Origin of the sequence: Halobacillus kuroshimensis DSM 18393 (assembly GCF_000425705.1) — a bacterium.
GTDB lineage: Bacteria > Bacillota > Bacilli > Bacillales > Halobacillaceae > Halobacillus > Halobacillus kuroshimensis.
In genome coordinates this window covers 190,346-216,075 of record NZ_AUDY01000010.1, presented here as the reverse complement: position 1 = coordinate 216,075, position 25,730 = coordinate 190,346, and the positions used below count along the sequence as shown (strand labels likewise).

Below are 25,730 nucleotides of genomic sequence, written 5' to 3'. Positions count from 1 at the left end.
ATTTCATTTCTTTGAGAAGGCGGATCGAAATATGTCTAAACAAACTTTTCTGCATGGGGCTCTGATCCTCGTTGCCGCCGGATTAATTACCCGGTTCCTCGGCTTTGTGAACCGCATCGTCGTGGCGCGGGTCATGGGTCCGGAAGGCGTCGGCCTCTATATGATGGCCCTCCCGACCTTAATCATGGCGATTACCATCACCCAGTTCGGACTTCCCGTAGCGATTTCCAAACGTGTATCAGAAGCAGAGGCTACAGGGAACGAAGGGAAAATCAAGCGGATTTTGATTGTATCCCTCGCTGTCACCACAACATTAAGCATTGTATTTACAATCGGTATTTTCATGCTGGCCCCTGTCATTGCTAAACACTTTTTAACGGATGCACGGGCACTTTCCCCGCTGCTTGCGGTTACACCAATCATACCGATCATTGCCGTCAGCTCTGTCATCCGCGGGTATTTCCAGGGAAGGCAGAACATGAAACCGCAGGCTGTTTCCCAAGTCATTGAGCAGATCGTCCGCATCGGATCGGTCATTCTTTTTACGAAGATGCTTTATCCATATGGTGTCCAGTATGCAGCTGCCGGTGCCATGGGAAGTGCTGTCCTTGGAGAATTGATCTCGCTTTTGTATATGCTCAGGCAGTTCAATGTTCATAAAAGCTTCCGGCTGAGAAAATCATGGAAAAAGAATCTTGGCGAAGGGCGGAAGACGTTAAATGAGCTGATGACCATTGCCCTGCCTACGACCGGCAGTCGTTTTATCGGTTCGCTGACTTACTTTTTCGAACCAATCCTTGTCGCCCAGAGTCTGGCCCTTGCCGGTTTTGCAGCTGTAGAATCCACAAAACTTTACGGAGAATTAACCGGTTATGTGCTCCCGCTTCTCTTTCTGCCGACGTTTCTTACGCATGCCCTTTCTACAGCACTCGTCCCCTCCATCAGCGAAGCCGCAGCCAAAGGTAACAAGGAAACCATCCGCTACAGGATTATGCAGTCCATCCGTCTATCGATCGCTTCCGGCGGTTTAATCACGATTGTGTTCATGATTTTCCCTGGCGTGATTTTAACCGCTGTATACGGGACAAGCCATGCTTCTTTCATGCTCCAGTTCATGGCCCCTTTCTTCCTGCTACATTATATCCAGACGCCTCTCCAGGCCGCCCTGCAGGCTCTTGATCTTGCACGTCCGGCTATGTGGAACACCCTCATTGGAGCGGTTGTGAAATTCGTCGTCCTTGTCGCTCTTACCTCCCGTCCTGAATTCGGTATTCACGGAGCGGCAGCGGCCATCTGTGTCGGTGTTGTCATTGTCACCCTGCTCCATCTTCAAGTTCTTGTGAAATACAACGTCCTCCGTTTTCCATTTCTACTGTTCTTTAAATTTTTCATCGTCATCGGAACGACCGGTATCGTCGGTTTTATTTGGAAAAACAACTGGCTCGATGAAACCCGGCCGCTTTCCCAGCTGCTCATTATGGGCGGCGGGCTTGCTATCCTCTACCTGCTTCTGACGTATGTGTTCCAGCTGATTCGAAATGAAGAATGGAAAATGATCCCCTGGAAGAGAATCCTGCCAAAAAAATAAGGATCAGGGCCTTCTGGAGCGGCATGGATTTTTGTACCCGTTCCATGTTCACTTAATAGAAATCAGGTCTCCCTGCCTGCTATAGACAAGCATTGAACCATTTTGAAAAGAAAAGAGGAGGATCTTCTATTCAACAGAAGATCTTCCTCTTTTCAGCTTATGTTTGTTTCGCGTGTCCATGGCATCCTTTCAATGACAAACGGTCCTGCACCAACCGCCCTGCAGGCAGCTGTTTTAATGGAATTCATTCTTTTGATCAAACTGAAGCTCTCCCTGATCATTTATCGTGCAGAGAGAGACTTCCTTCACATCGTTGTACCCTTGATGGTGGAGCCGTTCCAGCAGCCAGCGTCTGCTTTTCCCGATGATCTTCAGACCGCTCTTTTGAATCTCTCCGTCTGCTATTAAAACGACTGCGTAATCAGAGGTTCCATCTTCCTTTTTCTCAAAAACAGACAGTTTCCCTGAAGGCTCTAAAACGGCATATGCCACATCCTGCACTTCGTGAACGCCATGCTCGCGGAGCTGTAGAAGCAGATCATTGAAGTTATAACGCTGCCGCCTCATTTCATATTCGTCCACTCTTCCATGCTTGATGATCACAGAGGGCTTTCCGTCAAACCAGTTTCTGAACGACTGATTTTTAAGAGAAATCCAGGCGCTGCCGATTTGAATCGCCAGAAGGACCGCCATAGGGACAATCGCCTTCCAGATTTCTTCATCAGGCTCTTCGATAAGAAAAACAGCAATCTCAGCCAGCATGATAAATACGACAAGATCCATGACACTCAGCTCTCCGATTTCCCTTTTGCCCATAAACCGGAAGACGAGCAGAATAATCAGATAGGTAATGAGGGTTCGAAAAATTACAGAGATGACAAGCACGTCCATCCACGACCTTTCCTCTTCCGTGCCTTTGTTGTTAACATCACCTATTTTTCAAAATTTATGACAGGAACGGAAGCAGATACCGGAACCAGATATACACAGTGCAGATGAGCAGGGATACGAGCAGAACAGGAATTCCGTACAGAGAAAACTTCAGAAAAGGAATCGGCTTGTTGTGGCTTGCCGCGAGTCCGGCTACAACGACGTTGGCAGAAGCTCCCACCAACGTCCCATTTCCTCCAAGGCACGCCCCAAGCGCCAGCGCCCACCAAATGGGATCCACGTTCATCATTCCATAGCCTTGAAGCTCCTGAACGACAGGGATCATAGCCGCCACGAATGGGATGTTATCCACGACCCCTGACAAGATTCCTGCACTCCACAGCATGACCATGGCGGTCACAGGCAGGTCCCCGCCGGAAAGCCAGACCATTCCACGGGCCATTTCATCAATGACGCCGACCGTCTCCAGTCCTCCAACCAGCATGAACAGTCCCATGAAGAAGAATAACGTGACCCACTCCACCTCTTGAAACACATGCTCCACGTCAAGCTCTTTTTCAGAGAGGAACAACAGCAGGAGCGCACCGCTGACAGCGATGGTCGTAATATCCATATGGATGAACGGGTGCATCATAAATCCTGTAATGGTCAGAAGCAGGACACCGATCGATTGGAAAAGAAGCGGGGTGACCTTCAAATCGGCTTTGGCGTTTCTTTCCATCAACCGCCGGGCCAGTGCTTCATCATAAACGAGTCGTTTGCGGTATAAAAGGATTATTCCGGCCATCATGACTACAAAAATGACAATAACGATGGGACCAAGATGGTACATAAAGGAGACAAAGCTGAAATGCTCCACGGCTTGTCCGATCATAATGTTGGGCGGATCACCGATCAGCGTCGCTGTCCCGCCGATATTGGAGCTGAAAATGGTCGTAATTAAATAAGGAAAGGCAGGGAGCTTCAACTCATCGATGAGGGACAGGAGAACAGGAACAAATAAAAGTACCGTTGTCACGTTGTCTAAAAAGGCAGAGCCTACTGCGGTAAAAATGCCGGTGACGATCAACAGTGGAACAGGCCGTCCCTGGACGAGCTGGACGAGTCGGACAGCCATAAACGAAAAAATACCGGTTTTCTTTGTAATGGAGACAAGGACCATCATCGAGAACAAGAGGGCGACCGTTTCCCAATCAATAAACCCGAAAGCATCCTCCCACGCGTAAACCTTCGTCATTAATAAAAGGACGCCGCCGGCAACAGCCACGAGTGCCCGGTTCAGTTTCTCTGTCATGATGAGGATGTAACTTGCAGTAAATATGAGAATTGCCAGTACGGTTGACATAGATCTTCCCCTTTTATACGGACTTTTTATATACGTATTCACGGGAAGGCAGAAATATCTGCTTCTATCTCTATGGATTTTGCGCATATAGTGAAAGTGACAAGCTGAATCCAGGAGGGTCGATATGAAGAAAATGATGCAGGGTGTGCTGGGCTACGGGATTGGTTCCATCTTTATCCTGATGATTGTTTTTTCCGGGGTACTGGCCGGCTTACTGAAGCTGACAGAAATGGAATACGGCACATTGAATCAGCTCGCATTAATCGTAGGAATCAGTATTCTGGCATTCGGAGGTGGGGCGGCCGCCTATAAAGGAGAACAGAAAGGATGGCTGGCCGGCGTCTTGACCGGTGCTGTATTTGTAGGGGCGATGGCCTTATTCCAAATCATTTTTGAAAATACTATGGTAACACTGCCGCAGCTCAGCTATTTCGGAGGTCTGATACTTGCTGCATGGCTCGGGGGAATGATCGGGGTGAACCTGCCTAAAAAAACAGCAAAGCGGTAAAAAATATAAAACCCCGCTCCATGAGCGGGGGTCTGTATTATTCGCTGGCTTTTTCACGAATGGATGAACGGTCGAATTTCATCTGCGTTCCATCCTGTACACTGATAACAAGGGTACCTTCGTCAATCGCATGTATCGTACCGTGCATTCCTCCGATAGTAATGATCTTGTCACCTTTCTGTAAATCCGACTGCATCTGCTGCACTTGTTTCTGTTTCTTCTGCTGCGGACGGATCAATAGGAAATAGAAAATGACAAACATTAGAATAATCGGTAACAGGCCTACTAATGTGTCCATCTATTATTCCCCCTTTCTAAAAGTTCTTTGCATTTGGTTTATTGAAACCATATTGTTCAAAGAATTCTTCTCTAAAATCACCGAGTCGATCTTCTCTAATGGCTTCACGCACTTGCCTCATTAAGTTTAACAGAAAATAAAGATTATGATAAGTCGTAAGTCTAAAACCAAAAGTTTCGTTGGCTTTGACTAAATGACGGATGTACGCCCGGCTGTAATTCCGGCACGTATGGCAATCACAATTTTCATCAATCGGGCGGAAATCGCGGGCATATTTCGCATTGCGGACAACGAGACGGCCCTGGGAGGTCATCAAGGTACCATTCCTGGCAATACGTGTCGGCAGGACACAGTCAAACATGTCAATGCCGCGGATGCTTCCGTCGATCAGGGAATCCGGTGAACCGACGCCCATCAGGTAACGGGGCTTTTGGTCCGGAAGAAGCGGTGTCGTAAAATCGAGCACACGGTTCATGACGTCTTTCGGCTCCCCTACAGACAATCCTCCAATAGCATAGCCGGGGAAGTCCATGGACGTCAGATCACGGGCGCTCTGCTGACGAAGGTCTTCGTATTCGCCGCCCTGGATGATTCCGAACAAGCCTTGATCATGAGGACGCTTATGAGCTTCCAGACATCTTTCTGCCCAGCGGCTCGTCCGTTCTACAGAGTCTTTCATATATTTGTGTTCAGCTGGATACGGCGGGCATTCATCAAAGGCCATCATAATATCCGCGCCAAGAGAGTTTTGAATGTGCATCGCTTTTTCAGGAGAAAGGAACAGCTTCTCTCCGCTGATGTGGTTACGGAAGTGCACACCCTCTTCTTCGATCTGCCGCAGGTCGCTCAAGCTGAACACTTGGAAACCGCCGGAATCCGTTAAAATGGAGCCGTTCCAATTCATAAATTTATGAAGGCCGCCGGCTTCCTCCACGATATCCTCCCCAGGACGGAGCCACAGGTGGTACGTGTTGGAAAGGATAATCTGAGCCCCCATCCGTTCGAGTTCCTCGGGACTCATCGTCTTCACTGTAGCAAGAGTACCGACAGGCATAAACATCGGCGTTTCAAAAGAGCCATGTGGTGTATGGACTTTTCCGAGGCGCGCGCCTGTCTGCTTACAAGTTTTTATTAATTCATATGTGATTGCCATTTTTCCTATCCTTTCTTCCATAGATCATCCTGATCATTTAATAAACATAGCATCCCCGAAGCTGAAGAAACGATAGCGCTCCTCTACAGCACGGTGATAGGCTTCCATTACGAAGTCACGCCCGGCAAATGCACTCACCAGCATGATGAGCGTGGATTTTGGAAGGTGGAAGTTCGTAATCAGCCCGTCGATGGCCTGAAGCTTCTGCGGGGGATAAATAAAGATATCCGTCCATCCGCTCGCTTCTGTAAACGTTCCGTGGTCCCTCATGATCGTCTCCAGTGTTCTGGTAGACGTTGTACCCACCGAAATAATTCTTCCGCCGTTTTTGCGGACCCTGTTCAGCTGATCAGCGGTTTTGCGGCTGAGCTGATAAAATTCCGCATGCATATCATGCTCTTCGATATGATCGACGCTCACCGGGCGGAACGTTCCAAGACCAACATGCAGTGTCAGGTAGGCAAGCTCCACCCCTTTTTTCTGCAGCTCCTCTAAAAGAGCGTTCGTAAAATGAAGCCCCGCTGTTGGAGCAGCTGCCGAGCCCTCTTCTTTTGCATAGACCGTCTGGTACCGTTCTCTGTCCGAGAGCTGCTCTTTAATGTAAGGAGGCAGCGGCATTTCTCCAAGAGATTCCAGGACTTCCAAAAAGATGCCTTCATAACTGAACTTCACCTTCCGGCCGCCATGCTCCTGGATTTCCGTACATTCAGCCGTCAGCTTTCCGCCCCCGAAGACGATTTTCGTTCCTTCCTTCACCTTCTTCGCTGGTTTCACAAGAACTTCCCATTCATCTTCCTCTGTCTGATGCAGAAGCAGCACTTCTACTTTCCCTCCGCTGTCTTCCTTCGCTCCGAACAACCGGGCTGGAAGGACACGTGTGTCGTTCAATACAAGACAGTCCCCGGAATTCAAGTCTTCCGTAATATCAGCAAAATGCTTATGCTCAATGTTCTCTGTGCTGCGGTCGCAGACCATCAATCGGGAAGAGGAGCGGTCCTCAAGCGGAACCTGCGCAATCAGCTCTTCCGGCAGATCGAAATCATACTGCTTAATATCCATACAAATCCCCTATTCTTCCTGAGATAATTCTTCTTTCCTCGTGCCCGTTTCCTGCAGGTGCTGCTAAAATCTTCGAATCAAATAAAAAATCAAAGATAAAACAATACTCGCAATAATCGAGGTCATAATCGGAAAATAAAATGTGACATTTCCTTTTTTAAAAGAAAGGTCACCAGGGAGCCTGCCGAACAGACTCCACACGATTCCTATGACAATAAACACAATCCCTATAACAATAAAGATTCTGCCAAACCCCGTCAAGAGCCGGGCACCTCCCTGTTAAAGTGGGCATAGGCTTTCGGGGTCACAACCCGGCCGCGCGGTGTGCGCTGGATATAACCGATCTGCAGCAGATACGGCTCGTATACATCTTCGATCGTCTGCGATTCCTCGCCGATCGTCGCTGCAATCGTATCCAGGCCGACAGGGCCCCCCTGAAAGCTGTCCATGATACCCATCAGTAGTTTATGATCAATAAAATCCAGGCCTTCTGCGTCGACCTGAAGCATCCTCAGCGCTTCCTGCGTTGTCGCTTTGGAGATGACGGTTTCACCTTTGACCTGGGCAATATCCCGGACCCGTTTCAGGAGCCGGTTGGCAATCCGGGGGGTTCCGCGTGAACGGCGGGCCACTTCAACAGCAGCATCCTTCTCAATCGATACAGAAAAAATTTCCGCCGTCCGTTCTACAATGGAACAGAGCGCTTTCGTATCGTAATATTCCAGGCGGCTGTGTACACCGAAACGGTCCCGGAGCGGTGCGGACAAGAGCCCCGCCCTTGTCGTTGCCCCTACAAGCGTAAAGGGAGGGAGATCGAGGCGTACAGACCTTGCACTCGGCCCGGTCCCGACGACAATATCAAGGCAGAAATCCTCCATCGCTGGATAAAGCACTTCCTCAACGGAACGGGGAAGCCGATGGATTTCATCAATGAAAAGGACGTCCCCCGGCTCAAGAGAGGATAAAATAGCAGCCAAATCCCCGGCCCGTTCGATGGCAGGACCCGCTGTGGTCCTGAACTGCACACCCATCTCGTTGGCGATGATCGAAGCGAGCGTCGTTTTACCAAGTCCCGGAGGCCCGTACAAAAGGGCGTGATCAAGCGGTTCTTCCCGCATTTTAGCGGCTTCAATAAAGATGCTCAAGTTGTTCTTCACCTGATCCTGTCCGATGTACTGGCTTAACCTTTCCGGCCTCAGGCTCAGCTCAAGATCCTGATCGACCTGCTGCTGCTCACCGGATATCATCCGTTCATCCATGGATATCCCTCCTTTTCTTTATGATTTCATCAACATCTGAAGTCCTTGTCTTACGTAATCATCCACGGTACCCTGCTTGGATTTCTCAAGCTGGGTGCGGACCATCTTCACTTCCTTCTCTGTATATCCAAGCGCCTTCAAGGCTTCAATAGCATCATCGATCAGCTCTCGCTTCTCACGCGACGTCAAATCCTCCTGATAGAACAAGGTCTCTTCGTTCTGCTCATCCGGCAGCCATACAATCAGCTTGCCTTTCAAATCAAGGATCATCTGACGGGCTGTCTTCTTACCGACACCAGGGAATTTAGTCAGGTATTTTTCGTCTTCCTGCTCAATTGCAGAAACAAACTCCGGTACACTGACCGTTCCGAGAATAGCCAGTGCTCCTTTCGGTCCGATCCCGGATACGTTGAGCAATTGGCCGAACAACTGTTTATCTTCCTTTTTCCTAAATCCATACAACGATTGGTTGTCTTCCCGGATATAGTGGTACGTATGTACTTTCACTTCTTTATTCATCTGTGTTTCAAAATGAAAAGGATTGGCACATAAAATCTCGTAACCGATCCCGCCTACTTCTATCGTGATCGACCCTTCTTCAAGCGTCGTCAGCTGACCTTTGATATAACTTATCATCTGCTGCAACCTCTCCTGCTCTCTAGTCTTAACCCTCTTATTGTAACATAGAACCATATGTTCGCCTATGTACACGCACGGAAAATGAAGGGGGTAAAACCAGTGAAAGTGGGAGAGCTTCCATACCGAAAACAGCCGCAGACAGGCTGCGGCTGTTTGTCCTTACATCTGCTTTTCTTCTGAATATTGGTGGACCACCTGCTCAAAGTGGACGGAGTCCTTAATCTTAATGCCATTCTTCAATACATCGATACGCTTCGACTCCAACGGTTTTACAGGAATCGGCTTGAACGATTCGATGACCTTACCTTCGTTGGGAATCCCTTGAAAAACTGCCAGTTCGCCGTCCTCATTCAATCCAAAATATCCGTGTTGTTTAGTCAGTGGTGATATATCTTCCACCTGCCGTTGAAAAACAATACGATCCAGCTCCTGATTTTCCACTCTCCAGCCTTCATATGAAGCCCAGAAATCCACCATCGACCAGATCGTTTCCTTTTTGGTTGTTGTTTCCACCACTCCATCGAGGTAGTGCTCTTTCATGACAATCGTCAATTCCAAAGGTTCAGCCTGGACCAGCGTTTCGACGCTCGGTTCTGATGCTCCTTTTTCCATCTGGTCCACACTTCTCATCAGGCTGTGGTCCTTCCCTTCCAGAACAGCGGGAGAACAGGAAGCAAGAATCAGACATACGAGAAGCCAGCTGATGATTCCATAGGGGACAGCTTTCACAGCACTCACACTCCCAAATAAAAATAACTTCTATTTCCAGTGTGTCCAGAAATAGAAGTTATTATCATAGAAAGGCAGAATCAGGACAATTTTTCGAGAACCGCTTCATCCGCATCGAGATTGTGATACACTTCCTGGACATCATCGTTGTCCTCCAGCATATCAATGAGCTTCAGCATTTTTTCTACGCCCTCTTCATCGAGTTCTGTATAGGTTTCAGGAATCATCGTCACTTCACTTGTCGAGAACGAATAACCCTCTTCTTCCAACGCCGCTTTCACATCAGAAAAAGCTTCTGGTTCCGTATAGATTTCAAAGCTTTCTTCTGTTGTCTCCATTTCCTCAGCGCCTGCTTCAATCACTTGCAGCATGACGTCTTCTTCATCTGCATCCGTCGTGGACCGGTCAATGACAAGATAACCGGAGCGGTTGAACATAAAGGCGACACAGCCGTTTTCACCAAGGTTGCCGTCATTTTTGCTGAAGGCATGGCGTACTTCTCCGGCGGTACGGTTTTTGTTATCCGTCAGCACTTTGACCATCACAGCTACGCCCCCGGGGCCATATCCTTCATACGTGAATTCTTCATAGTTGACGCCTTCCAGATCCCCGGTGGCCTTTTTAACGGCCCTTTCGATGTTATCCTTCGGCATATTGTTAGACCTTGCTTTATCCACTGCTATCCGGAGGGCAGGATTGGTTTCCTCGTCCCCTCCGCCCTGTTTAGCAGCCATGAAAATTTCACGGGCCAGCTTCATAAAGAGTTTTCCCCTTTTTGCATCCTGGGCCCCTTTACGATGCTTGATGTTGCTCCATTTTGAATGGCCTGCCATAGGACATTCTCCTCTCCCCAAAACATTTCTATCTTTCACTATACCATAATCATTTTATGGCATAAAAGCAGGAGGCTTACTCCCGGTTGAAGAACTCACGAATCCGTTTTTTCACGGAGTCCGGTGCTTCCGCGGCGTTCAAGCGGGCATTCAGATCCTTCATATGATCCCAGTTGTTATTATTGGTATAGATGGTGAGCTTCTTATCTGTCAGTTCCCCGGCTTTTTGTTTGATTTTTTCTGTTACGTCGGTGTCTCTCCGATCTGTCGGATTGATCATGACGGCAATATACATAGCATCGTCTGTAGAATAGGCTTGAGCCATCGTTACTTCCTTGATTTCATGAATTTTCTCTACGACGGCCATAGCATCTTCATTGTTGAAATCATTATCATGAGATCGGTTCGTCTCCCCGTACCGGGCGTTACGAAAATCCTTTTCAGCGGTCCGCTTAAAATAGCTGTCCTTACCCGTCGGAATCCGGCCGCTTCTTTCCGTGTCCTCCACTCCCCCGTAGCTGATCGGCTCGTAGATTTCATCAGAGGTTCCCTCCGGCTCCCGGGCTTCCTCTGATTGACACGCGCTAAAGAGACAGACAGCAAGCAGCACTCCAATAATTTTCCACATAAAAACATTCTCCTTTTCCCCTTACTATGGGTAAAGAAGAATGTTTTAGTCTGACAAATTCCACCAAAGTTACTGCGGTGGTGCAGGAGGAAGCTGACGCTTATGGGCGGACCGCTTATGCATCGCTTCGATGATTTTACGGTCTTCTTCAGGAATTTCCTCTCCTTTAAGATGACGGTCGATCATGGCATAGCTGGTACCCATTTCATTTTCGTCCGTCTGACCTTCCCAAAGCCCCGCACTCGGCTGTTTATGAATGACTTCATTCGGTACTCCTAAGTATTCGGCCATCTCTCTCACTTCACCTTTGGTCAGGTTCGCAAGCGGCACAAGGTCAACACCGCCGTCTCCAAATTTCGTGAAGTAGCCTGTATACCATTCAGCAGCATTATCTGTTCCCACGACAAGATACTTATGGTTGGTGGCAATCGTATAAAGGGTGCTCATCCGAAGCCTTGCTCTCAGGTTGGCATCCGCAAGTTTCAACTGATCCTCATTCAACTGTCCCGCAGCTTCCAGCTGGGTTTGAATGTTTTTGAACATCACGTTATGCGTTTCCGTCAAATCCACCGTCAAAGCTGGAAGGTCACAGGCTTCCACTACAAGGCGGGCATGCTCCTGATCTTCTGACTGGCTCTTACAGGGCATAATTACACCGAGAGAGCGCTCAGGAAATGCTTTTTTAATCAAGTTGGCTACGACTGCGGAATCAATGCCGCCGCTCACTCCGACAAGGAGACCGTCTACATGGGCTTCTTTCACTTTATCCTGAAGCCAGGCTGTTATTTGCTGTACTTTTTCTTCCACCGGATTGTTCATCCTTTCACACATATGATAACTAATCATAGCATATGTTCTGCATATCGGACAAACTTCTTCCGGCTCTCCCAGGCGTTTTCCAGTTTCTTTATCTGGCGGACGAAGGAGCTTTCCTCCCTTAAGCAGCTTCTGTAGCCATACAGCCATTCACGCAGGAGATCAGAAGGCACAAGGACACCTTTCCACCAGATTTCCCGTTCTTTCACGTGAGGAAAATATTGGACCAGTGTGGAGCGTTCAGATTCCACATGGGGGAGGAAACGTTGGGCAAGCTGGATATGATCATACACGCGCGGACCAGTATGCAGGAGATCAAAATCAATCATACGGATGGATTGGTCACGGGTGACGATGAAATTATGATGCGCGACATCCCCGTGGAGCCATTCATGATTATCCCATGCTCGTTCTTCTATCTCCCCCCACGGACAATCTGAGAAGGCCTCCAGCCTCCGCTCCACAAGGGAAGAAATATCCTGAAACATCTGGCGTCTGCCAAAGTCCGTAAAAACATCTTTCGTTTCCAAAAACTGCTCCAGCCTCCGCTCCCATTTCACATACAATGGATCTTTCGGGATCGACAGGACCGCGATGCCCTTCGTTGTACGATGGAACTGATGCAGAATACGGACCGCTTTCTTTCGATCTTGATGCCGGTCAAAGTCGGCGTGCCTTCCTTCCATCCTTTCGAACAAAGCCCAGTCACAGCCTAATTTTCCCAGCGTAAATGTTTCCGGACGGAACGGAACCGGACGGGCGGCTGTCCGGGAAGCATAATTCCAGTGTTCAAAGAAGTCGATCTGCTGCTGTATGACATGAAGCCTCCGGTAGCCCTTTAAAATCATCGGTCTTCCTGCAAACGATACTTTGTAAACTTTTGGCTTGATGGTACGTTCAAACACGACAGGAAGATTTTCTTCTTTTTGTATCCAATGAAAAAGGCGATCCGTGTATGAATCGCCCTTTTTATATTCAGCTTTCATCTACATCATCGTCTCTCCAGGGCTGCGGCATCCCCTGACCGGCCTGTTGTGGGTTCCATGGTCCCATCTGAGGGTAAGGACCCCACCCTTGGTATGGCTGCTGCCCCCAGCCTTGCTGAGGATATTGGTGGTGCTGGGGATGCTGCGGGTACGGCTGACCCCAGCCACCCGGCTGCTGCATTCCGCCATAAGGCATCTGCTGCCATGGATGTTGAGGGTGATGGGGGTGATGGCCAGGATGATGGCCGCCGTACGCAGGACCATAGCCTTTCACAGAACCCCCATCACAGCCGCAGTCCTCATCCGACTGGGCGCCCTGCACCATATCATCATCCGACTCGAAGTCGTCTCCATACATCGGCTGCCCCATTGGCTGCTGCATCGGATGTGGCATACCGCCGTATGGCATCGGCATCATAACCGGATAAGGAGGACAGCAGTAGTAATCCGTATGAACCAGTTGAGGCTGCATCGGAGGACAGTAGGGCTGCTGCATCGGCTGATACTGCTCTCCTTTCACTTCCTCTTTTGGCGACTCCGGTGATTCCGGGGACTCTTCAGGCTTCGGTCCCGGCATTTGAGGAAGATGGAAGGTTGTATAATAATTCTGCATCTGCTGATCGATACTCGGCATGGTGATCGGCATATTCATATGGATCGGCTGCATAGGCTGCATGGGCTGCATCGGTTTTTCCTTTACCCCTTTAGGCGCAGGCTTTTTCTCATCTTCTTTAATGGAAGGAATAGGCTTTGCCTTTTCCTTATAAGGGGCTGAAGGCATTTCCTTTGCAGGTGCCTGAGCCTTCGGTGCTTCTTTCTTTACAGGCTTTGTACCTTGAGGAACTTTGATTTTCATACCCGGCATAATCATATCAGGATTGGAAAGCTGGGTATTTACGGATTTTAACTCCTCAAAGTCAACCCCATATTTCTTGGCTATGTTCCAGAGTGTATCTCCTTTTTGTACAATGTGAATTCTCACAATTGCAACTCCCTTCCTGTCATTGCTGAGGAACAATAAAACAAAAATAACTTCATAACACTCTATGCAGCACAAGCCGAAAGTTTGATGAAAAAGCCTATAATAATTTGTATAAAATATAAACAAACCCCGGATGTCCCTGCCACAGCAGGGATTCCGGGGTTTTTAGGTTCAAGCTTTATGGACAGGCGCAGGGATGTCAATCTGATAGCTTGGATACGTCCCAATCACCTTCAACCGGCAGCCAAGGGCTTGCAGCTCCGCCTGTACACCTGGGAACAGCACCTGATCATAGGGCTGATCCACATCTATCAGGAAAAAGTAGTTGCCTAGACCTGTCTTCATTGGTCTCGACTCAATTTTTGATAAGTTCATCTTTCTCCACGCAAAAGCTGCGAGTACTTGATGCAGGGCACCGACATAATCTTTAGGCAGTGTCACCATGACTGTCGTCTTATGTTTGCTGACAGGATGATCCTTCACCTTCAATGTCTGCGGGTTCTTCTGGACGACAGCAAAACGTGTGTGGTTGTTATCATAGTCATGAATATTCGTATCCAGGAAGGTCAGTCCATTCCCTTCTGCAGCCAGGTGGTTCGCAATAGCCGCCACTCCGTCACGCTCGGCTGCCACAAGTTCAGCGGCTTTAGCCGTCGAAGCGGTATACTCAATCTCAGCGTTAGGATAGTGCTTATGAAGGTATTCGTGACACTGGGCAATGGCGTGGCTGTGGGAATACACCTTTCGGATCTCTTCCCCGTTCCTTGCCGGATGTACTAGTAGATGCTGCTTAATAGGTACGGTCAGTTCTGCAATAATAGACTGATCCACCTGATGTGCTAAATAATCGATCGTCAAATGGACGGAGCCCTCAATCGCATTTTCAAGCGGAACAACGGCTGTTCCTATCTCACCACGCTCCACCGCATCCAGGCAGGATGGAATGCTCTCATAAGCAATGAATGACCCGCCATCAAATAAAGCATCCACCGCCATTTTTGTAAACGTCCCCTGGGGTCCCAAGTACCCAATCTGCTGTTCCGACATGATTTCCCCTCCAATTAAGCTCCTGAACTTAAAATTTCAACACGATCGACGAAATCGAGTTTATGGAGCTGTTGTAACAATTTCTCGATGCTTTCCTTCATTCCTGACGTATTTAAGGAGAGAGTCACATTGGCCTTGCCCTGAAGAGGGATTGTCTGGTGGATGGTCAGTACGTTACAGCCTGATTCCGCCACCGTCATCAATAAATTCGACAATGTCCCGCTCCGATCTTCTAAATGGAAGAAAAGGGTGATCATCTGTTCTTTCACCATGGCCTGGAAAGGAAAAACCGCATCCCGGTATTTATAAAACGCACTCCGGGATAATCCCACATGCTTGACCGCTTCATAAATCGAGCCGACTTTGCCTCTTTCCAGCAGCTCCTTTGCCTCAATCGTCTTCATCATCGCTTCCGGGAGAATATCACTACGGACTAAATAAAACGTTTCGTTATAATCCGCCATGACCTCTTCCTCCCTTCTTAATCCACAAATTCGAATTCATAATCCATGAGTCTTACCGTATCGCCATCTTTAGCTCCCCGTTTTCTGAGGGCTTCGTCCACGCCCATGCTGCGCATCTGACGGGCAAAACGATTGATCGACTGGTCCCTGGAAAAGTCTGTCCGTCTAAACAAGGATTCAATTTTCTCTCCATATAACACGTAGGCCCCATCATCGGCCCGTGTCACTTTGAATGGAGCTTCTTCTTTTTCAAACTTATAAAGAACACGTTCATCGACTTCTTCCAGTTCTTCTTCCTGCTTCGGCATTTGATCAAGCTTATCTGCCACCGCATAAAGAAGCTCATCCAGGCCTTCCCGTGTCACCGTGGAAATCGGATAGATGTCGATTTCCTGATCTCCGAGCTGCTCTTTGAAGAGTTCAAGGTTATCCTCTGCTCCAGGCATATCCATTTTGTTAGCGACAATAAGCTGCGGACGGTTCTTCAACCGCTCATCGTAGGAGGATAGTTCCTGATTGATCGTTACATAATCCTCGTAGGGATCACGGCCTTCCATAGCCGACATATCAATGACGTGAAGAAGAAGCCGGGTACGTTCTACGTGGCGCAGGAATTGGTGGCCGAGTCCGACCCCTTCGTGGGCTCCTTCAATCAGGCCGGGAAGGTCCGCCATCACAAAACTCCTGTGATCCTGACTTTCTACGACGCCTAAATTCGGTGCCAGTGTCGTGAAATGGTAATCTGCGATTTTCGGACGTGCTGCGGTGACGACTGAAAGGAATGTAGACTTCCCGACACTTGGAAAACCGACAAGGCCGACATCAGCAAGCAGTTTCAATTCAACCACGACATCCAGTTCTTCCCCTGGTTCGCCATTTTCAGCAATTTCAGGAGCCGGGTTTCTCGGACTTGCGAAACGAGCGTTTCCACGTCCCCCGCGCCCACCTTTGGCGATGACCGCTCTCTGCTTATGTTCCGTCAAATCGGCGATGACTTTATCAGAGTCCGCGCTTTTCACTGTTGTCCCCGGCGGTACGCTGATAACAAGCGGCTCGGCGTTTTTTCCGTGCTGCTTCTGATTCATTCCATTTTGTCCACGCACCGCTTTAAAATGGTGCTGGTACCGGAAATCCATGAGAGTGTTCAAGCCCTCGTCCACTTCAAAGACGACATCTCCTCCATTACCGCCGTCTCCACCGGCAGGACCACCTTTTGGTACATATTTTTCACGGCGGTAGGCGACAAGACCATTTCCGCCGTCTCCACCTTTTACAAATACTTTAACCTGATCGACAAACATTTGTATTCACCTCTTCATTCTATTGTCATTTCAATAGAAAGTTCTTTCCTGTCATAAATGGAAGCGACAAACCCTTCATCCTGGAGGGATTCCAGCACGGAATCGGGGTCGGGGAAGCGTCCATCCCATTCCCAGCTTAAACCGAGAGCCCCTTGTCCTCCACGATAAAGGGTCACAGTCCCTTCATAGAGTTCATCTTTATCCTTATACTTTTCCATTATTTCCATCATACGCCTGCCATAAGCAGCCAGTGTCTGATCATGACTGGATAAATCAAGCCCCTGCTCCAGCGAATAGGTGAGGCGGAACGACTGGTATGACCAGTTGAACGTGAGAAGCCATAACGAAAATTCATCCGCTTCTGTATTCAACAGTCTGCGTTCTTCCTCTGACTCTGCCTTCACAGTTTCCAGCAGATCCATCAGACGATCGTGCTTCCCAAGCGAAGCATACCCTTGAATCAATTGGATTTGATTCATCCAGTCATGACGCTTATGTCTAAGCAGTCCGATGATCTCTTTCTCCTCCATCGTTTCAACTCCCTCGAACACCCATAATAATAAAAAGTATAGCAGAGATTACAGCCGGCAAAAACAGTTCCGGTAAAATTCTGCCGGGAGCTTCCTGACGGTTGCGGAGCCTGGAAAAGCAGATATAAAAAAAGCCGCGCTTTGCTTTCTGCAATAAGCGCGGCTTTTGCTGCACGAAATTATTCGTTTACGCTTCCTGTGCTACAGGATAAACGCTGACTTTTTTACGGTTGCGTCCGTAACGTTCGAACTTAACAACACCGTCTACTTTCGCAAACAATGTGTCATCTCCACCACGGCCAACGTTGGCTCCTGGATAGATTTTCGTACCGCGCTGGCGGTAAAGGATAGAACCAGCGGATGCGTGCTGTCCGTCTGCGCGTTTAGCTCCAAGACGCTTGGACTCAGAGTCACGACCGTTCTTTGTACTACCTACACCCTTCTTCTGGGCGAAAAACTGCAAATCAAGACGTAGCATGAGTCTTCACCTCCTTATCGTTGGGATATATGAATATATTGATCGTAATCTTGTTCAATCGTTTGTAAGGAAACCTGCATGCCTTCCAAAAGCGTCTGGGCTTTCGTTTTTACCGGCTCCTGCAGATCGTCGGGGAGTGTGATTTTCAAATAACCACCCTCGCCCCCCTGTACAACATGAGGTTCGAATTCACAAAGGCTTACAATAGCATTGACGGCTCCGAACGAGACAGCTGACACAGCAGCACAGACTAAGTCATGGCCGTAGGGTCCGCTTTCTGCATGACCGGATATTTCAAAACCTGTAATATCCCCTTGTGAGCGAAACATGGATACTTTAATCATCCGGAACGATCCTTACGCGTTGATTTCATCAACGATAAGTTTCGTGTACGGCTGACGGTGACCCTGCTTGCGCTTGTAGTTCTTCTTAGGCTTGTATTTGAAGACAGTCAATTTCTTCTGTAGGCCTTGTTTTTCAACTTTAGCTGTTACAGAAGCACCGTCTACGTATGGAGCACCAACTTTTGTATCGTCTCCACCTACGAATAGAACTTTGTCAAAAGTGACCGTTTCGCCAGCTTCCACGTCCATTTTCTCAACGTAGATTTCCTGACCCTGTTCAACTTTTACTTGTTTACCACCAGTTTCAATAATTGCGTACATACCTGCACCTCCTCAATATACTCAGACTCGCCATTCAGGTACCGTTTCCGGTTTAAAACCTGTTCTGCGCGGTTGTAGCAGCGGGTGCTACTAGAATAACAAAATAATGTTACCACAGATCAAAACAAGTTGTCAACACGTGCATCACGGCTTTCCGCCACTTCTTTAATCATGTCGGAAGACCCTTCAAGCTCTATCTGCCAGCCGTGGATTTGGTCATCCACCCTGACAAACAGCTCCTGTGGAATTTTACTAGATACAGCCTCAGAAAACAAGCGTTTTTTTATTTTCAGGCATGCAGGATGCACGGCCAATAGGACAGCTTCTGTATCGCCAAGCTCCATCAATGCGCGCTCCAGCTGGTAAACCATCGTCTCATAGGTGAACGTATTTTCTTTCCGGACGGCAAGAAGGGAGAACGGCGGCGCCTCTTCCTTTTTCCTCGTCATCTCCATAAGCCCGAGTTTCGTAAGTCCATGGACGACTGTGGGGACAGGATCCTTCCTCATCTGCTGTCTCCATGTCCGCTCCAGCTTTTTGTTATGATCCGGATGATTCATCGAGATAAAATCAATCATAATGATCCCGGAAAGGTTCCTCAAACGGATCTGTCTTTGAATTTCCTCAACGGCTTTCAGATTCACATCCAGAGCCTGGGCATTGGAAAAAGAACGGCCTTTGAACTGGCTGCTGTTGACGTCGATCACCACCATAGCCTCGGTTTGTTCGATAACGAGCGTAATTCCCTCTTTCGTTTGAGCTTCCGGCTGGAGGAGAGCCTTTTGGAGCGTGTGGATCGGTACAGGCAGGTGCTGCTCCAGGTTTTTGGCCCATTGAACCCTTCCGGCCAGGGCCGGCAGACGCTTCTTCACACGGTTCGCTGTCTCGATGTCGTCGATGAGGACCTGATCAATGGAGGAAACCGGGAACTTCCTCAACCACTGGTCCGGCAGAAAATCCTCCTGCCAGATGCACCCTGGTTTCCCCGCCGCACCATTCACTGTACGCTTCCATTCTTCTTTTAAACGCTGCCATTCTTCCATTAAGGATTCTCTGGATGCATCTTTGGCTCCGGTTCGAACAATCATGCCTTCCGGTTCTTCAAGAAGAGGGCGAAACAAAGCCTGGAGTTCCGACTGTTCGGATGGGGACAGCTTTTTGGAGAGAGCCGTTGTTCCGCCATAAGGTCTGTAGACCATATGGGTTCCTGCAAGGGTCACATCTGCCGTTACTTTCGCTCCTTTTTCACCAGCAGGATCCTTCTCGACCTGGACGTACAGACGCTCTCCGACCTTCACTCTGCTTTCGATTTTCCCTTCTCCCCATGGAATCGAATTCCCCCGTAGAAATGCTTTTTTCTCTAAACCGATATCCACAAAGGCCGCCTGCAGTCCTTGATCGATTTGAGCGATCACGCCGCAGTAAATAGAGCCCGTGAGCGTACGCGCCCCGGGCCTGTCCATTTTATATTCCTGAACCTTTCCACTCTCTATAAGCAGCCCGGTTCGTTCTGTCGTTTTCGTCTGTATGATCAACGTTCGCATGCCATCCCTCTTTTTCAAGCAAATTGGCGGATGTCCTTAAACTTTAAATACGGCTGCTTATTTTCGAAATAAGCGCGCAGACATTCCTGTTCATCTACTATATAAAAGTGGGGCGCCTGTTTCAATATATACTTCACCCTCCGGTTGGGACGCACGTGTTTCACAGCATCCATGATCCGCATATCCGGAGACACGTGCTGGTATTCCGTCTTCATCCCTTCCCTGTCTTGATAGGCGCAGAAGAGCAGGTAGCGCATATGGCTGAACGCACGCTTTCTCCATTCCAGAACGTGTTCTGTAATGAGAAAGGCTGTGAGCAGGACGGCTGCAAGCGTCCACCGCTGTTCAAGGAACAACCACCCGGCCGCCGCTGTCAAAATGAGCGCAGAAAAAAGAAGCGTCCTTTTCAAGCTCTTTTGGAAGGAATACGCCTGGCAGAAGAAATAGAAGATGAGTTTGCCGCCATCCAGCGGCCATACGGGCATCAGGTTAAAACACAGGATCAGGGTGTTGTAAAACAAGGCCGTCGTGATGAAAGGGTGTGGTCCCGCACCCATTGCAATGCCGTACAGAAGAAGATAGATCCAAAGGTGCTGAAGGGGGCCAGCGAGGACGACGGCTGCCTGCTCTTTAAACGGGCGGGTGTGGTGTTCTTCACTGACAACCGCTCCGCCGAACAGCCAGATTTCAAGTTTTTCCACCCGCCAGTTGAAATGACGAGCCGTCCAAAAATGACCCATTTCATGAATGAAGACGATGGAGAATAAAAGAATAAAATCAAGAATGGCTCCTGTAAGAATAGCAGAGAAAGCCAGCAGAAAGAAAAGAGGGTGGATATGAAGCCAGCCGGCCACCCTAAGATCCTTCATTTACTTTGATCACCTGAACCGGGTCCAGGTACGTGTTGTCTTTTTCTATAGCAAAGAAAAATTCAGCCGTTTCTCCCTCTTCTGCTTTCACAGAACCGAGTCCACCCTGGGACTGAACATTTTCATACAAATACACATCGATCTCGGACAAATAGCCGTAGGTCGTTTCCGTGCCGTCCTGATGCTGCAGGACAACCGTCTTACCTGAGTCGGGGTCATTTCCGGCAAACACGACCGTTCCTTCTCTGACAGCGCGCACTTTGGAATCACTGGCTGTCGTCAAAATGATCCCCTTACCATCGTTTTGAAAAGGGGTTGTCACTGTCCCATTCACAGGCATGGCAAGAGGCTCTTCCACCTGCTCTTCTTTCGGTTTCATAACTTGCAGAGGATCACCAAACCGGTCATTATACCAGGCCGTGACTTTAGCAAACGGAAACTCATCCGTCATCTGTCCAGCTGCCCAGTCCGCTGGTGCTTTCAAGAGGGCTGTACTGGAATGTGTACCGGCGGCCATGACGGCAAATAACAACACAGAGAAGAATACCTGCAGGCCGATTCGGCTGCTACGGCGGTTTTCAACTGGTTCCCTTGGAGGCCCTCCATCATGATCATTGGTTATCAACGGCGGGAAACCGTGAACCTCTTCATCCTGGGGAGGCTGATAAACCGGCCCCTTCCGCGGCGCCTGCCGGTCCAGCCTCTTTTTCTTCCGGCCTGCTATATTCCTCCGTACATCCCTTATGTTCTTATTCACACTCAAACCCCTCTCTATGGCCCTTTTTTCTATTATTCTATGGGACAAGGGGTGGGTTTATTAATCCTTTCTCGCTTCTGAAGAACCGGTGTCGTTCCAGCTTCCTTCTCGACGGGACATGCTTGGATATAAAAAAGCTGTCGAGAGTATTCTCGACAGCTTTCAGGCCCAGCAGGATGACGCTGGTTCGTATTTTAGGTGCGCATTCCGAAGAACCGCTTCACTTTTGCAAGCACGCCTTTATCCTCTTCCAGACTTAACAGAGGTACGGTTTCACCCAGGATCCGGCGGGCAATATTTCTATAGGCTAACGACGCTTTGGAGTTCGGCTTCATCGCAACAGGCTCTCCACTGTTGGATGCCTTGATGACGGCTTCATCATCAATGACGATGCCGAGAAGATCAATGGACAACACGTTGACGATTTCATCCACATCCATCATATCTCCATTTTTCATCATGTGGTTCCTTATCCGGTTGATGACCAGTTTCGGCGCTTCCAGCTCTTCCTGCTCAAGCAGTCCGATAATCCGGTCGGCGTCACGAACACTTGATTTTTCCGGCGTTGTAACGACGATCGCTTTATCTGCACCGGCTACGGCATTTTTATACCCTTGTTCAATACCAGCGGGGCAGTCAATCACTACATAATCATAGTCCTGCTTCAGTTCCTCGACAATGGCTTTAATGCCTTCCGGCGTGACCTCTGATTTATCAGATGTCTGTGCAGCCGGCAGCACGTGAAGGCATTCGAAACGTTTATCGGTAATCAGTGCCTGTTTTGTTTTACAGCGCCCTTTTACGACATCCACGATGTCATAGATAATCCGGTTTTCAAGCCCCATCACAACATCTAAATTCCTGAGACCGATATCAGTATCAACTAAGCAGACTTTTTTGTCCTGCAAGGCCAAAGCGGTCCCCAGATTGGCAGTTGTAGTCGTTTTTCCGACGCCTCCCTTTCCAGAGGTAATGACAATCGCTTCACCCATTGATCATTCTCCTTTCAAAACTTACGAGATTCGGTCTCTTCTTTACAACTTCCTGTAACCGATCAATACGAATCTTCTGAAAGTCCTTATCAATAAACCCGCATTCCATATACACGCCCTCAGACTCATAGTCCGGGGATCGGCTGAGCTGATCAGCAATTCTCAGCTGACTGGGCTGCATATAAGCGGCCGCAATCACAGCAGCCGTATCCCCTTCACACCCGGCGTGGGCAATCCCTTTCAGACGCCCCATGACAAAGATGTTTCCAGTGGCATTCACCTGGCCACCGGGATTGACATCTCCGACAAGAAGCAGATCACCCTTCACTTCAACGACCTGTCCTGAACGGACAGTTCTGGCTACGGGAGTAATTTCTGTGTTTTCTTTCCAATCCAACGCTTCTTTTTTTGTCAAAACGTCCGATTCGATTTTATCTACGACGAGTTTCTGTTTTTCACGGACAACGGCAGAAAGTTCTTCTTTCTGCTCTTCTGTCAAGTAGCGCTTTCCGACTTGAATAATGACCCGGATCATCGGCTCATCTTCCGTGACTCCGTTCATGGACAGCTTATCCTGCAGATCCCGGAGGAGCCTATCGAATGAACACTGGTCATCCAATTTCAAGATCAATCCATCTCTCGTTCCTTTAATCATGATTCTCTGACCATTCGCCGACATTGGCAATCACCTCAAGACCTTAGACATTCACTACACTAAACGTTACTGATTTCTTCCGACCAATCGTATGCCCTCTCTTTCACGAGCGGATAAAGCAGGGTGAAAAAGATCATATTCGCCGCCAGTGTAGGCAGCAGACGAAGCAGACCATAGTCCACCCAGCTGATTGACGTAATCTGAACGAACGAATACACGATATAAAGAAGGGCATCCGCCAGTATGAGGCCGATGACTGCAAGTAAAAATGCGGCAGGGAAATTGGCGTGAACCAATTTTTTCAACCCGTGAACCACATAAATAATCAGGGTGTAGGTAATCATGTACACCCCGAGCACCCCTGTGTATACGACATCAATCAACAGGCCAAAGACAAGACCGTACCAGACAGCGTGGTACGTATGATCCTTATCGTAAAAGATCGCAATGATAAATAGAAAGATCAATATCCAGTGAGGAGTGATCAGGAGATCCGAATAGACAAGCTTTGCAGGAAGCAGGCTCATTGCCATTCCCTGCATCACAAGGAGGAAAAGACAGAAAAGCGGGATGACATACCGGCTCATGATTCATCCCCCTCCGCTTCACTGCTTGTATCAATCGTTTCCACTGAACGATCCACCACCATCACGTGGTTGATGTCGAATAAATCAGCAAACGGTTCCACATACGCGGTTTTTGTCAGACCATACTGATCATTCACCACTTCCTCGACCGTTCCAATTCTCAGGTTACTTGGAAAGACACCTCCAAGCCCTGAGGAAATAACCGTGTCCCCAGGCTCCAGCTCCTCATCAAGCTTGATGCCTTCAAGGAGAAGACGCCCCGATTCATCATCATAACCTTCGATCAAACCGAAGGCTTCTTCCTTATCTTCCCGGACTACCCAGGAGGAAATCTTATTGGAGCGGTCAAATCCGCTCAGCAGCAGTACAGTGGAATGGAAGGCTCCTGCGGATTTAACTTTTCCGACCAGACCGTCACTCGTCATGACCGCCATGTCCTTTTCCACACCATCTTCCTCGCCTTTGTTGATGGTCATCTGCTCAAACCACCGATCCGAGCTTCGGGCGATGACTGTCGCCTGAATCGAGGAATAATCGCTGAGCCCCTCCGACTTCCCGAGGGTATCCTGAAGTTCGTCCACTTCTTTGTTAAGACGCTGATTCTCCTGAATCACACCTTTATATTCAGACAGGCGGGTTTTCAACACCTGGTTCTGCTCGTATACGTTGAACATATCCTGTACGTTCTCAACCGTCGTATCTACGAAGCTGACCGGCTTATGAAAAATCGTCTGCATCCATCCGACCGAATCCTGAAGGAATTTTTCAGGAGTGCTGAGAGAATCCCGATCACGGATGGAAAATCCAATTAACGTGACAAGTACTATGAAACCAAGCAATACAATCATCAGTCTTTTTCTGCGGAATAAAGAAGGCATAACCTATTCGTTTACTCCATGTTCGCCCGGCTGGCCACATTGGGCTGTGAGCGGAAGTGATGGATGTATTCCAGGGATTTCCCTGTTCCGATGGCTACGCAGTCAAGCGGTTCGTCCGCAATAAAGACCGGCATATTGGTTTCGTCACTGATGACTGTATCGATGTTTTTAAGCAGAGCGCCGCCCCCTGTCAGGACAATGCCTCGTTCCATAATGTCCGCAGCAAGTTCAGGCGGGGTTTTCTCCAATGTGTTTTTCACCGTTTCTATAATCGAATCGACCGTATCTTTCATGGCTTCATAAATTTCATCGTTCTTAACCGTAATCGTCTTTGGAAGACCGCTCAAAAGATCGCGGCCGCGGATATCCATTTCCTCGATATCCTTGACTTCACCGGCGCCGCCAAGCTCCATTTTTACGTCTTCGGCTGTACGCTCACCGATCATCAAATTATATTTTTTACGCACATGCTGGATGATGTTGTCATCCATTTCGTCCCCGGCTACACGGATGGACTGGCTCGTCACGATCCCGCCGAGGGAAATGATGGCTACTTCCGTCGTACCGCCGCCGATATCGACGACCATGCTTCCTGTCGGCTCCCATACCGGGAGGCCTGCCCCGATAGCCGCAGCAAACGGCTCTGCAATCGGATAGGCTTCCTTGGCACCGGCCTGTTTCGTTGCATCTACAACAGCTCTTTCCTCCACCATGGTGATCCCGGACGGTACACAGACCATAACGTTCGGTTTGCTTGCGAACGAAGAACGGTTTTTCAAGGCTTTTTTAATGTAATACTTCATCATCTGCGCCGTCGTATCATAATCAGCAATGACCCCGTCCTTCATCGGGCGGATCACGTTTATGTATCCGGGTGTCCTTCCAATCATATTCCGCGCATCATTTCCTACGGCTTCAATCTCTCCAGTTTGAGAGTTTTTGGCTACGACAGAAGGCTCCCTGACGATAACCCCTTTATTTTTCAAAAATACAAGTGTATTCGCTGTACCCAGGTCAATCCCGAGGTCTTGAGAGAATCCAAAAATCCCCAATTCTATCTTCCTTTCTAAGAGCCCGCTTTCCTCAGGCGGGGGTGAGACATCCCCAAAATTGTCTGATTAGAAGAAGCGCCGATTTATAAGAAGATCCTATAAATGGCGCTCATCTTTTTCATCTATTCAATTATACGAAAAAACTACAAAAATAGATAGTGGTACAACAATCCCTATTAAACTTTTTCCAGAAACAT

31 protein-coding genes and 1 other annotated feature are annotated in these 25,730 nt (G+C 48.6%); of the genes, 2 read left to right on the top strand and 29 right to left on the bottom strand.

The features are described from left to right. Positions 1 to 31: 31 nt before the first annotated feature. The gene (spoVB, locus tag H615_RS0111495) at positions 32 to 1,588 is read left to right on the top strand and encodes a stage V sporulation protein B (protein WP_027955288.1); all 1,557 of its coding nucleotides are present in this window, start codon (positions 32 to 34) and stop codon (positions 1,586 to 1,588) included. A gap of 234 nt (positions 1,589 to 1,822) precedes the next feature. On the opposite strand, the gene H615_RS0111490 is transcribed toward spoVB, so the two are convergent. Together H615_RS0111490 and H615_RS0111485 are read right to left on the bottom strand one after the other, a co-directional pair. After that, positions 1,823 to 2,479: a DUF421 domain-containing protein gene (locus H615_RS0111490; RefSeq protein WP_027955287.1), complete on the bottom strand. Its 657-nt coding sequence runs from the start codon at positions 2,477 to 2,479 to the stop codon at positions 1,823 to 1,825. 55 nt (positions 2,480 to 2,534) lie between these two features. Next, complete coding sequence (locus H615_RS0111485; protein ID WP_027955286.1) at positions 2,535 to 3,824, bottom strand: ArsB/NhaD family transporter; 1,290 nt, start codon at positions 3,822 to 3,824, stop codon at positions 2,535 to 2,537. Positions 3,825 to 3,948: 124 nt separating this feature from the next. Here H615_RS0111485 and H615_RS0111480 point away from each other — a divergent pair, with 124 nt between their 5' ends. Continuing rightward, the gene (locus tag H615_RS0111480) at positions 3,949 to 4,332 is read left to right on the top strand and encodes a TIGR04086 family membrane protein (protein ID WP_027955285.1); all 384 of its coding nucleotides are present in this window, start codon (positions 3,949 to 3,951) and stop codon (positions 4,330 to 4,332) included. 37 nt (positions 4,333 to 4,369) lie between these two features. On the opposite strand, the gene yajC is transcribed toward H615_RS0111480, so the two are convergent. The 27 genes from yajC to H615_RS0111345 form a co-directional block, all read right to left on the bottom strand. Further along, complete coding sequence (yajC, locus tag H615_RS0111475) at positions 4,370 to 4,630, bottom strand: preprotein translocase subunit YajC (RefSeq protein ID WP_027955284.1); 261 nt, start codon at positions 4,628 to 4,630, stop codon at positions 4,370 to 4,372. A gap of 16 nt (positions 4,631 to 4,646) precedes the next feature. Then, positions 4,647 to 5,783, bottom strand: coding sequence for a tRNA guanosine(34) transglycosylase Tgt (gene tgt, locus H615_RS0111470; RefSeq protein ID WP_035532109.1), 1,137 nt, complete (start codon positions 5,781 to 5,783; stop codon positions 4,647 to 4,649). A gap of 33 nt (positions 5,784 to 5,816) precedes the next feature. Beyond that, complete coding sequence (gene queA, locus H615_RS0111465) at positions 5,817 to 6,842, bottom strand: tRNA preQ1(34) S-adenosylmethionine ribosyltransferase-isomerase QueA (protein WP_027955282.1); 1,026 nt, start codon at positions 6,840 to 6,842, stop codon at positions 5,817 to 5,819. A gap of 63 nt (positions 6,843 to 6,905) precedes the next feature. Continuing rightward, the gene (locus H615_RS0111460) at positions 6,906 to 7,103 is read right to left on the bottom strand and encodes a DUF2905 domain-containing protein (protein WP_027955281.1); all 198 of its coding nucleotides are present in this window, start codon (positions 7,101 to 7,103) and stop codon (positions 6,906 to 6,908) included. Next, entirely contained in the window at positions 7,100 to 8,101 is a 1,002-nt protein-coding gene (ruvB, locus tag H615_RS0111455; protein ID WP_027955280.1) for a Holliday junction branch migration DNA helicase RuvB, read from the bottom strand. Before ruvB ends, H615_RS0111460 begins: the two co-directional genes overlap by 4 nt. 18 nt (positions 8,102 to 8,119) lie before the next feature. Further along, complete coding sequence (gene ruvA / locus H615_RS0111450; RefSeq protein ID WP_027955279.1) at positions 8,120 to 8,737, bottom strand: Holliday junction branch migration protein RuvA; 618 nt, start codon at positions 8,735 to 8,737, stop codon at positions 8,120 to 8,122. A gap of 162 nt (positions 8,738 to 8,899) precedes the next feature. Beyond that, on the bottom strand, positions 8,900 to 9,478 hold the full coding sequence (locus H615_RS0111445) for a BofC C-terminal domain-containing protein (RefSeq protein ID WP_244877749.1): 579 nt from the start codon (positions 9,476 to 9,478) through the stop codon (positions 8,900 to 8,902). Positions 9,479 to 9,549: 71 nt separating this feature from the next. Beyond that, entirely contained in the window at positions 9,550 to 10,302 is a 753-nt protein-coding gene (locus H615_RS0111440) for a YebC/PmpR family DNA-binding transcriptional regulator (RefSeq protein WP_027955277.1), read from the bottom strand. Positions 10,303 to 10,378: 76 nt separating this feature from the next. Further along, positions 10,379 to 10,930, bottom strand: a complete 552-nt coding sequence (locus H615_RS0111435; protein WP_027955276.1) for a YhcN/YlaJ family sporulation lipoprotein — start codon at positions 10,928 to 10,930, stop codon at positions 10,379 to 10,381. A 69-nt stretch (positions 10,931 to 10,999) separates the two neighbouring features. Beyond that, positions 11,000 to 11,737 carry an NAD(+) synthase gene (gene nadE, locus H615_RS0111430; RefSeq protein WP_027955275.1) on the bottom strand — a complete coding sequence of 246 codons (738 nt, stop codon included), beginning with the start codon at positions 11,735 to 11,737 and terminating at the stop codon, positions 11,000 to 11,002. Positions 11,738 to 11,772: 35 nt separating this feature from the next. After that, entirely contained in the window at positions 11,773 to 12,732 is a 960-nt protein-coding gene (locus H615_RS0111425; protein ID WP_027955274.1) for an aminoglycoside phosphotransferase family protein, read from the bottom strand. Beyond that, entirely contained in the window at positions 12,722 to 13,714 is a 993-nt protein-coding gene (gene safA / locus H615_RS22815; RefSeq protein WP_084163109.1) for a SafA/ExsA family spore coat assembly protein, read from the bottom strand. The genes H615_RS0111425 and safA overlap by 11 nt, the downstream gene beginning before the upstream one ends. A gap of 171 nt (positions 13,715 to 13,885) precedes the next feature. Continuing rightward, positions 13,886 to 14,761 carry a prephenate dehydratase gene (gene pheA / locus H615_RS0111415; RefSeq protein ID WP_027955272.1) on the bottom strand — a complete coding sequence of 292 codons (876 nt, stop codon included), beginning with the start codon at positions 14,759 to 14,761 and terminating at the stop codon, positions 13,886 to 13,888. Between the two features lie 14 nt (positions 14,762 to 14,775). Next, a complete protein-coding gene (locus tag H615_RS0111410) occupies positions 14,776 to 15,225 on the bottom strand; it encodes an ACT domain-containing protein (RefSeq protein ID WP_027955271.1) in 450 nt (149 codons plus the stop codon). 17 nt (positions 15,226 to 15,242) lie between these two features. Next, a complete protein-coding gene (obgE, locus tag H615_RS0111405) occupies positions 15,243 to 16,526 on the bottom strand; it encodes a GTPase ObgE (protein WP_027955270.1) in 1,284 nt (427 codons plus the stop codon). Between the two features lie 14 nt (positions 16,527 to 16,540). Then, on the bottom strand, positions 16,541 to 17,056 hold the full coding sequence (locus tag H615_RS0111400; RefSeq protein ID WP_027955269.1) for a Spo0B domain-containing protein: 516 nt from the start codon (positions 17,054 to 17,056) through the stop codon (positions 16,541 to 16,543). 187 nt (positions 17,057 to 17,243) lie between these two features. Further along, positions 17,244 to 17,534, bottom strand: a complete 291-nt coding sequence (rpmA, locus tag H615_RS0111395) for a 50S ribosomal protein L27 (RefSeq protein WP_027955268.1) — start codon at positions 17,532 to 17,534, stop codon at positions 17,244 to 17,246. A 14-nt stretch (positions 17,535 to 17,548) separates the two neighbouring features. Then, entirely contained in the window at positions 17,549 to 17,878 is a 330-nt protein-coding gene (locus H615_RS0111390; protein WP_027955267.1) for a ribosomal-processing cysteine protease Prp, read from the bottom strand. 12 nt (positions 17,879 to 17,890) lie between these two features. Beyond that, a complete protein-coding gene (gene rplU, locus H615_RS0111385) occupies positions 17,891 to 18,199 on the bottom strand; it encodes a 50S ribosomal protein L21 (protein WP_027955266.1) in 309 nt (102 codons plus the stop codon). A gap of 13 nt (positions 18,200 to 18,212) precedes the next feature. Then, positions 18,213 to 18,283 (bottom strand) — a sequence feature (ribosomal protein L21 leader region). A gap of 35 nt (positions 18,284 to 18,318) precedes the next feature. After that, entirely contained in the window at positions 18,319 to 19,743 is a 1,425-nt protein-coding gene (locus H615_RS0111380; protein WP_027955265.1) for a ribonuclease E/G, read from the bottom strand. A 14-nt stretch (positions 19,744 to 19,757) separates the two neighbouring features. After that, positions 19,758 to 20,612: a site-2 protease family protein gene (locus H615_RS0111375; protein WP_027955264.1), complete on the bottom strand. Its 855-nt coding sequence runs from the start codon at positions 20,610 to 20,612 to the stop codon at positions 19,758 to 19,760. Beyond that, positions 20,599 to 21,369, bottom strand: coding sequence for a M23 family metallopeptidase (locus tag H615_RS0111370; protein WP_027955263.1), 771 nt, complete (start codon positions 21,367 to 21,369; stop codon positions 20,599 to 20,601). Before H615_RS0111370 ends, H615_RS0111375 begins: the two co-directional genes overlap by 14 nt. A gap of 194 nt (positions 21,370 to 21,563) precedes the next feature. Continuing rightward, positions 21,564 to 22,361, bottom strand: coding sequence for a septum site-determining protein MinD (gene minD, locus H615_RS0111365; RefSeq protein WP_027955262.1), 798 nt, complete (start codon positions 22,359 to 22,361; stop codon positions 21,564 to 21,566). Continuing rightward, positions 22,354 to 23,040, bottom strand: coding sequence for a septum site-determining protein MinC (gene minC, locus H615_RS0111360; protein ID WP_027955261.1), 687 nt, complete (start codon positions 23,038 to 23,040; stop codon positions 22,354 to 22,356). Before minC ends, minD begins: the two co-directional genes overlap by 8 nt. Before the next feature lie 35 nt (positions 23,041 to 23,075). Further along, on the bottom strand, positions 23,076 to 23,603 hold the full coding sequence (gene mreD / locus H615_RS0111355; protein ID WP_027955260.1) for a rod shape-determining protein MreD: 528 nt from the start codon (positions 23,601 to 23,603) through the stop codon (positions 23,076 to 23,078). Beyond that, a complete protein-coding gene (gene mreC / locus H615_RS0111350; protein ID WP_027955259.1) occupies positions 23,600 to 24,481 on the bottom strand; it encodes a rod shape-determining protein MreC in 882 nt (293 codons plus the stop codon). Before mreC ends, mreD begins: the two co-directional genes overlap by 4 nt. Before the next feature lie 11 nt (positions 24,482 to 24,492). Then, a complete protein-coding gene (locus tag H615_RS0111345) occupies positions 24,493 to 25,533 on the bottom strand; it encodes a rod shape-determining protein (RefSeq protein WP_027955258.1) in 1,041 nt (346 codons plus the stop codon). Positions 25,534 to 25,730: the final 197 nt, after the last annotated feature.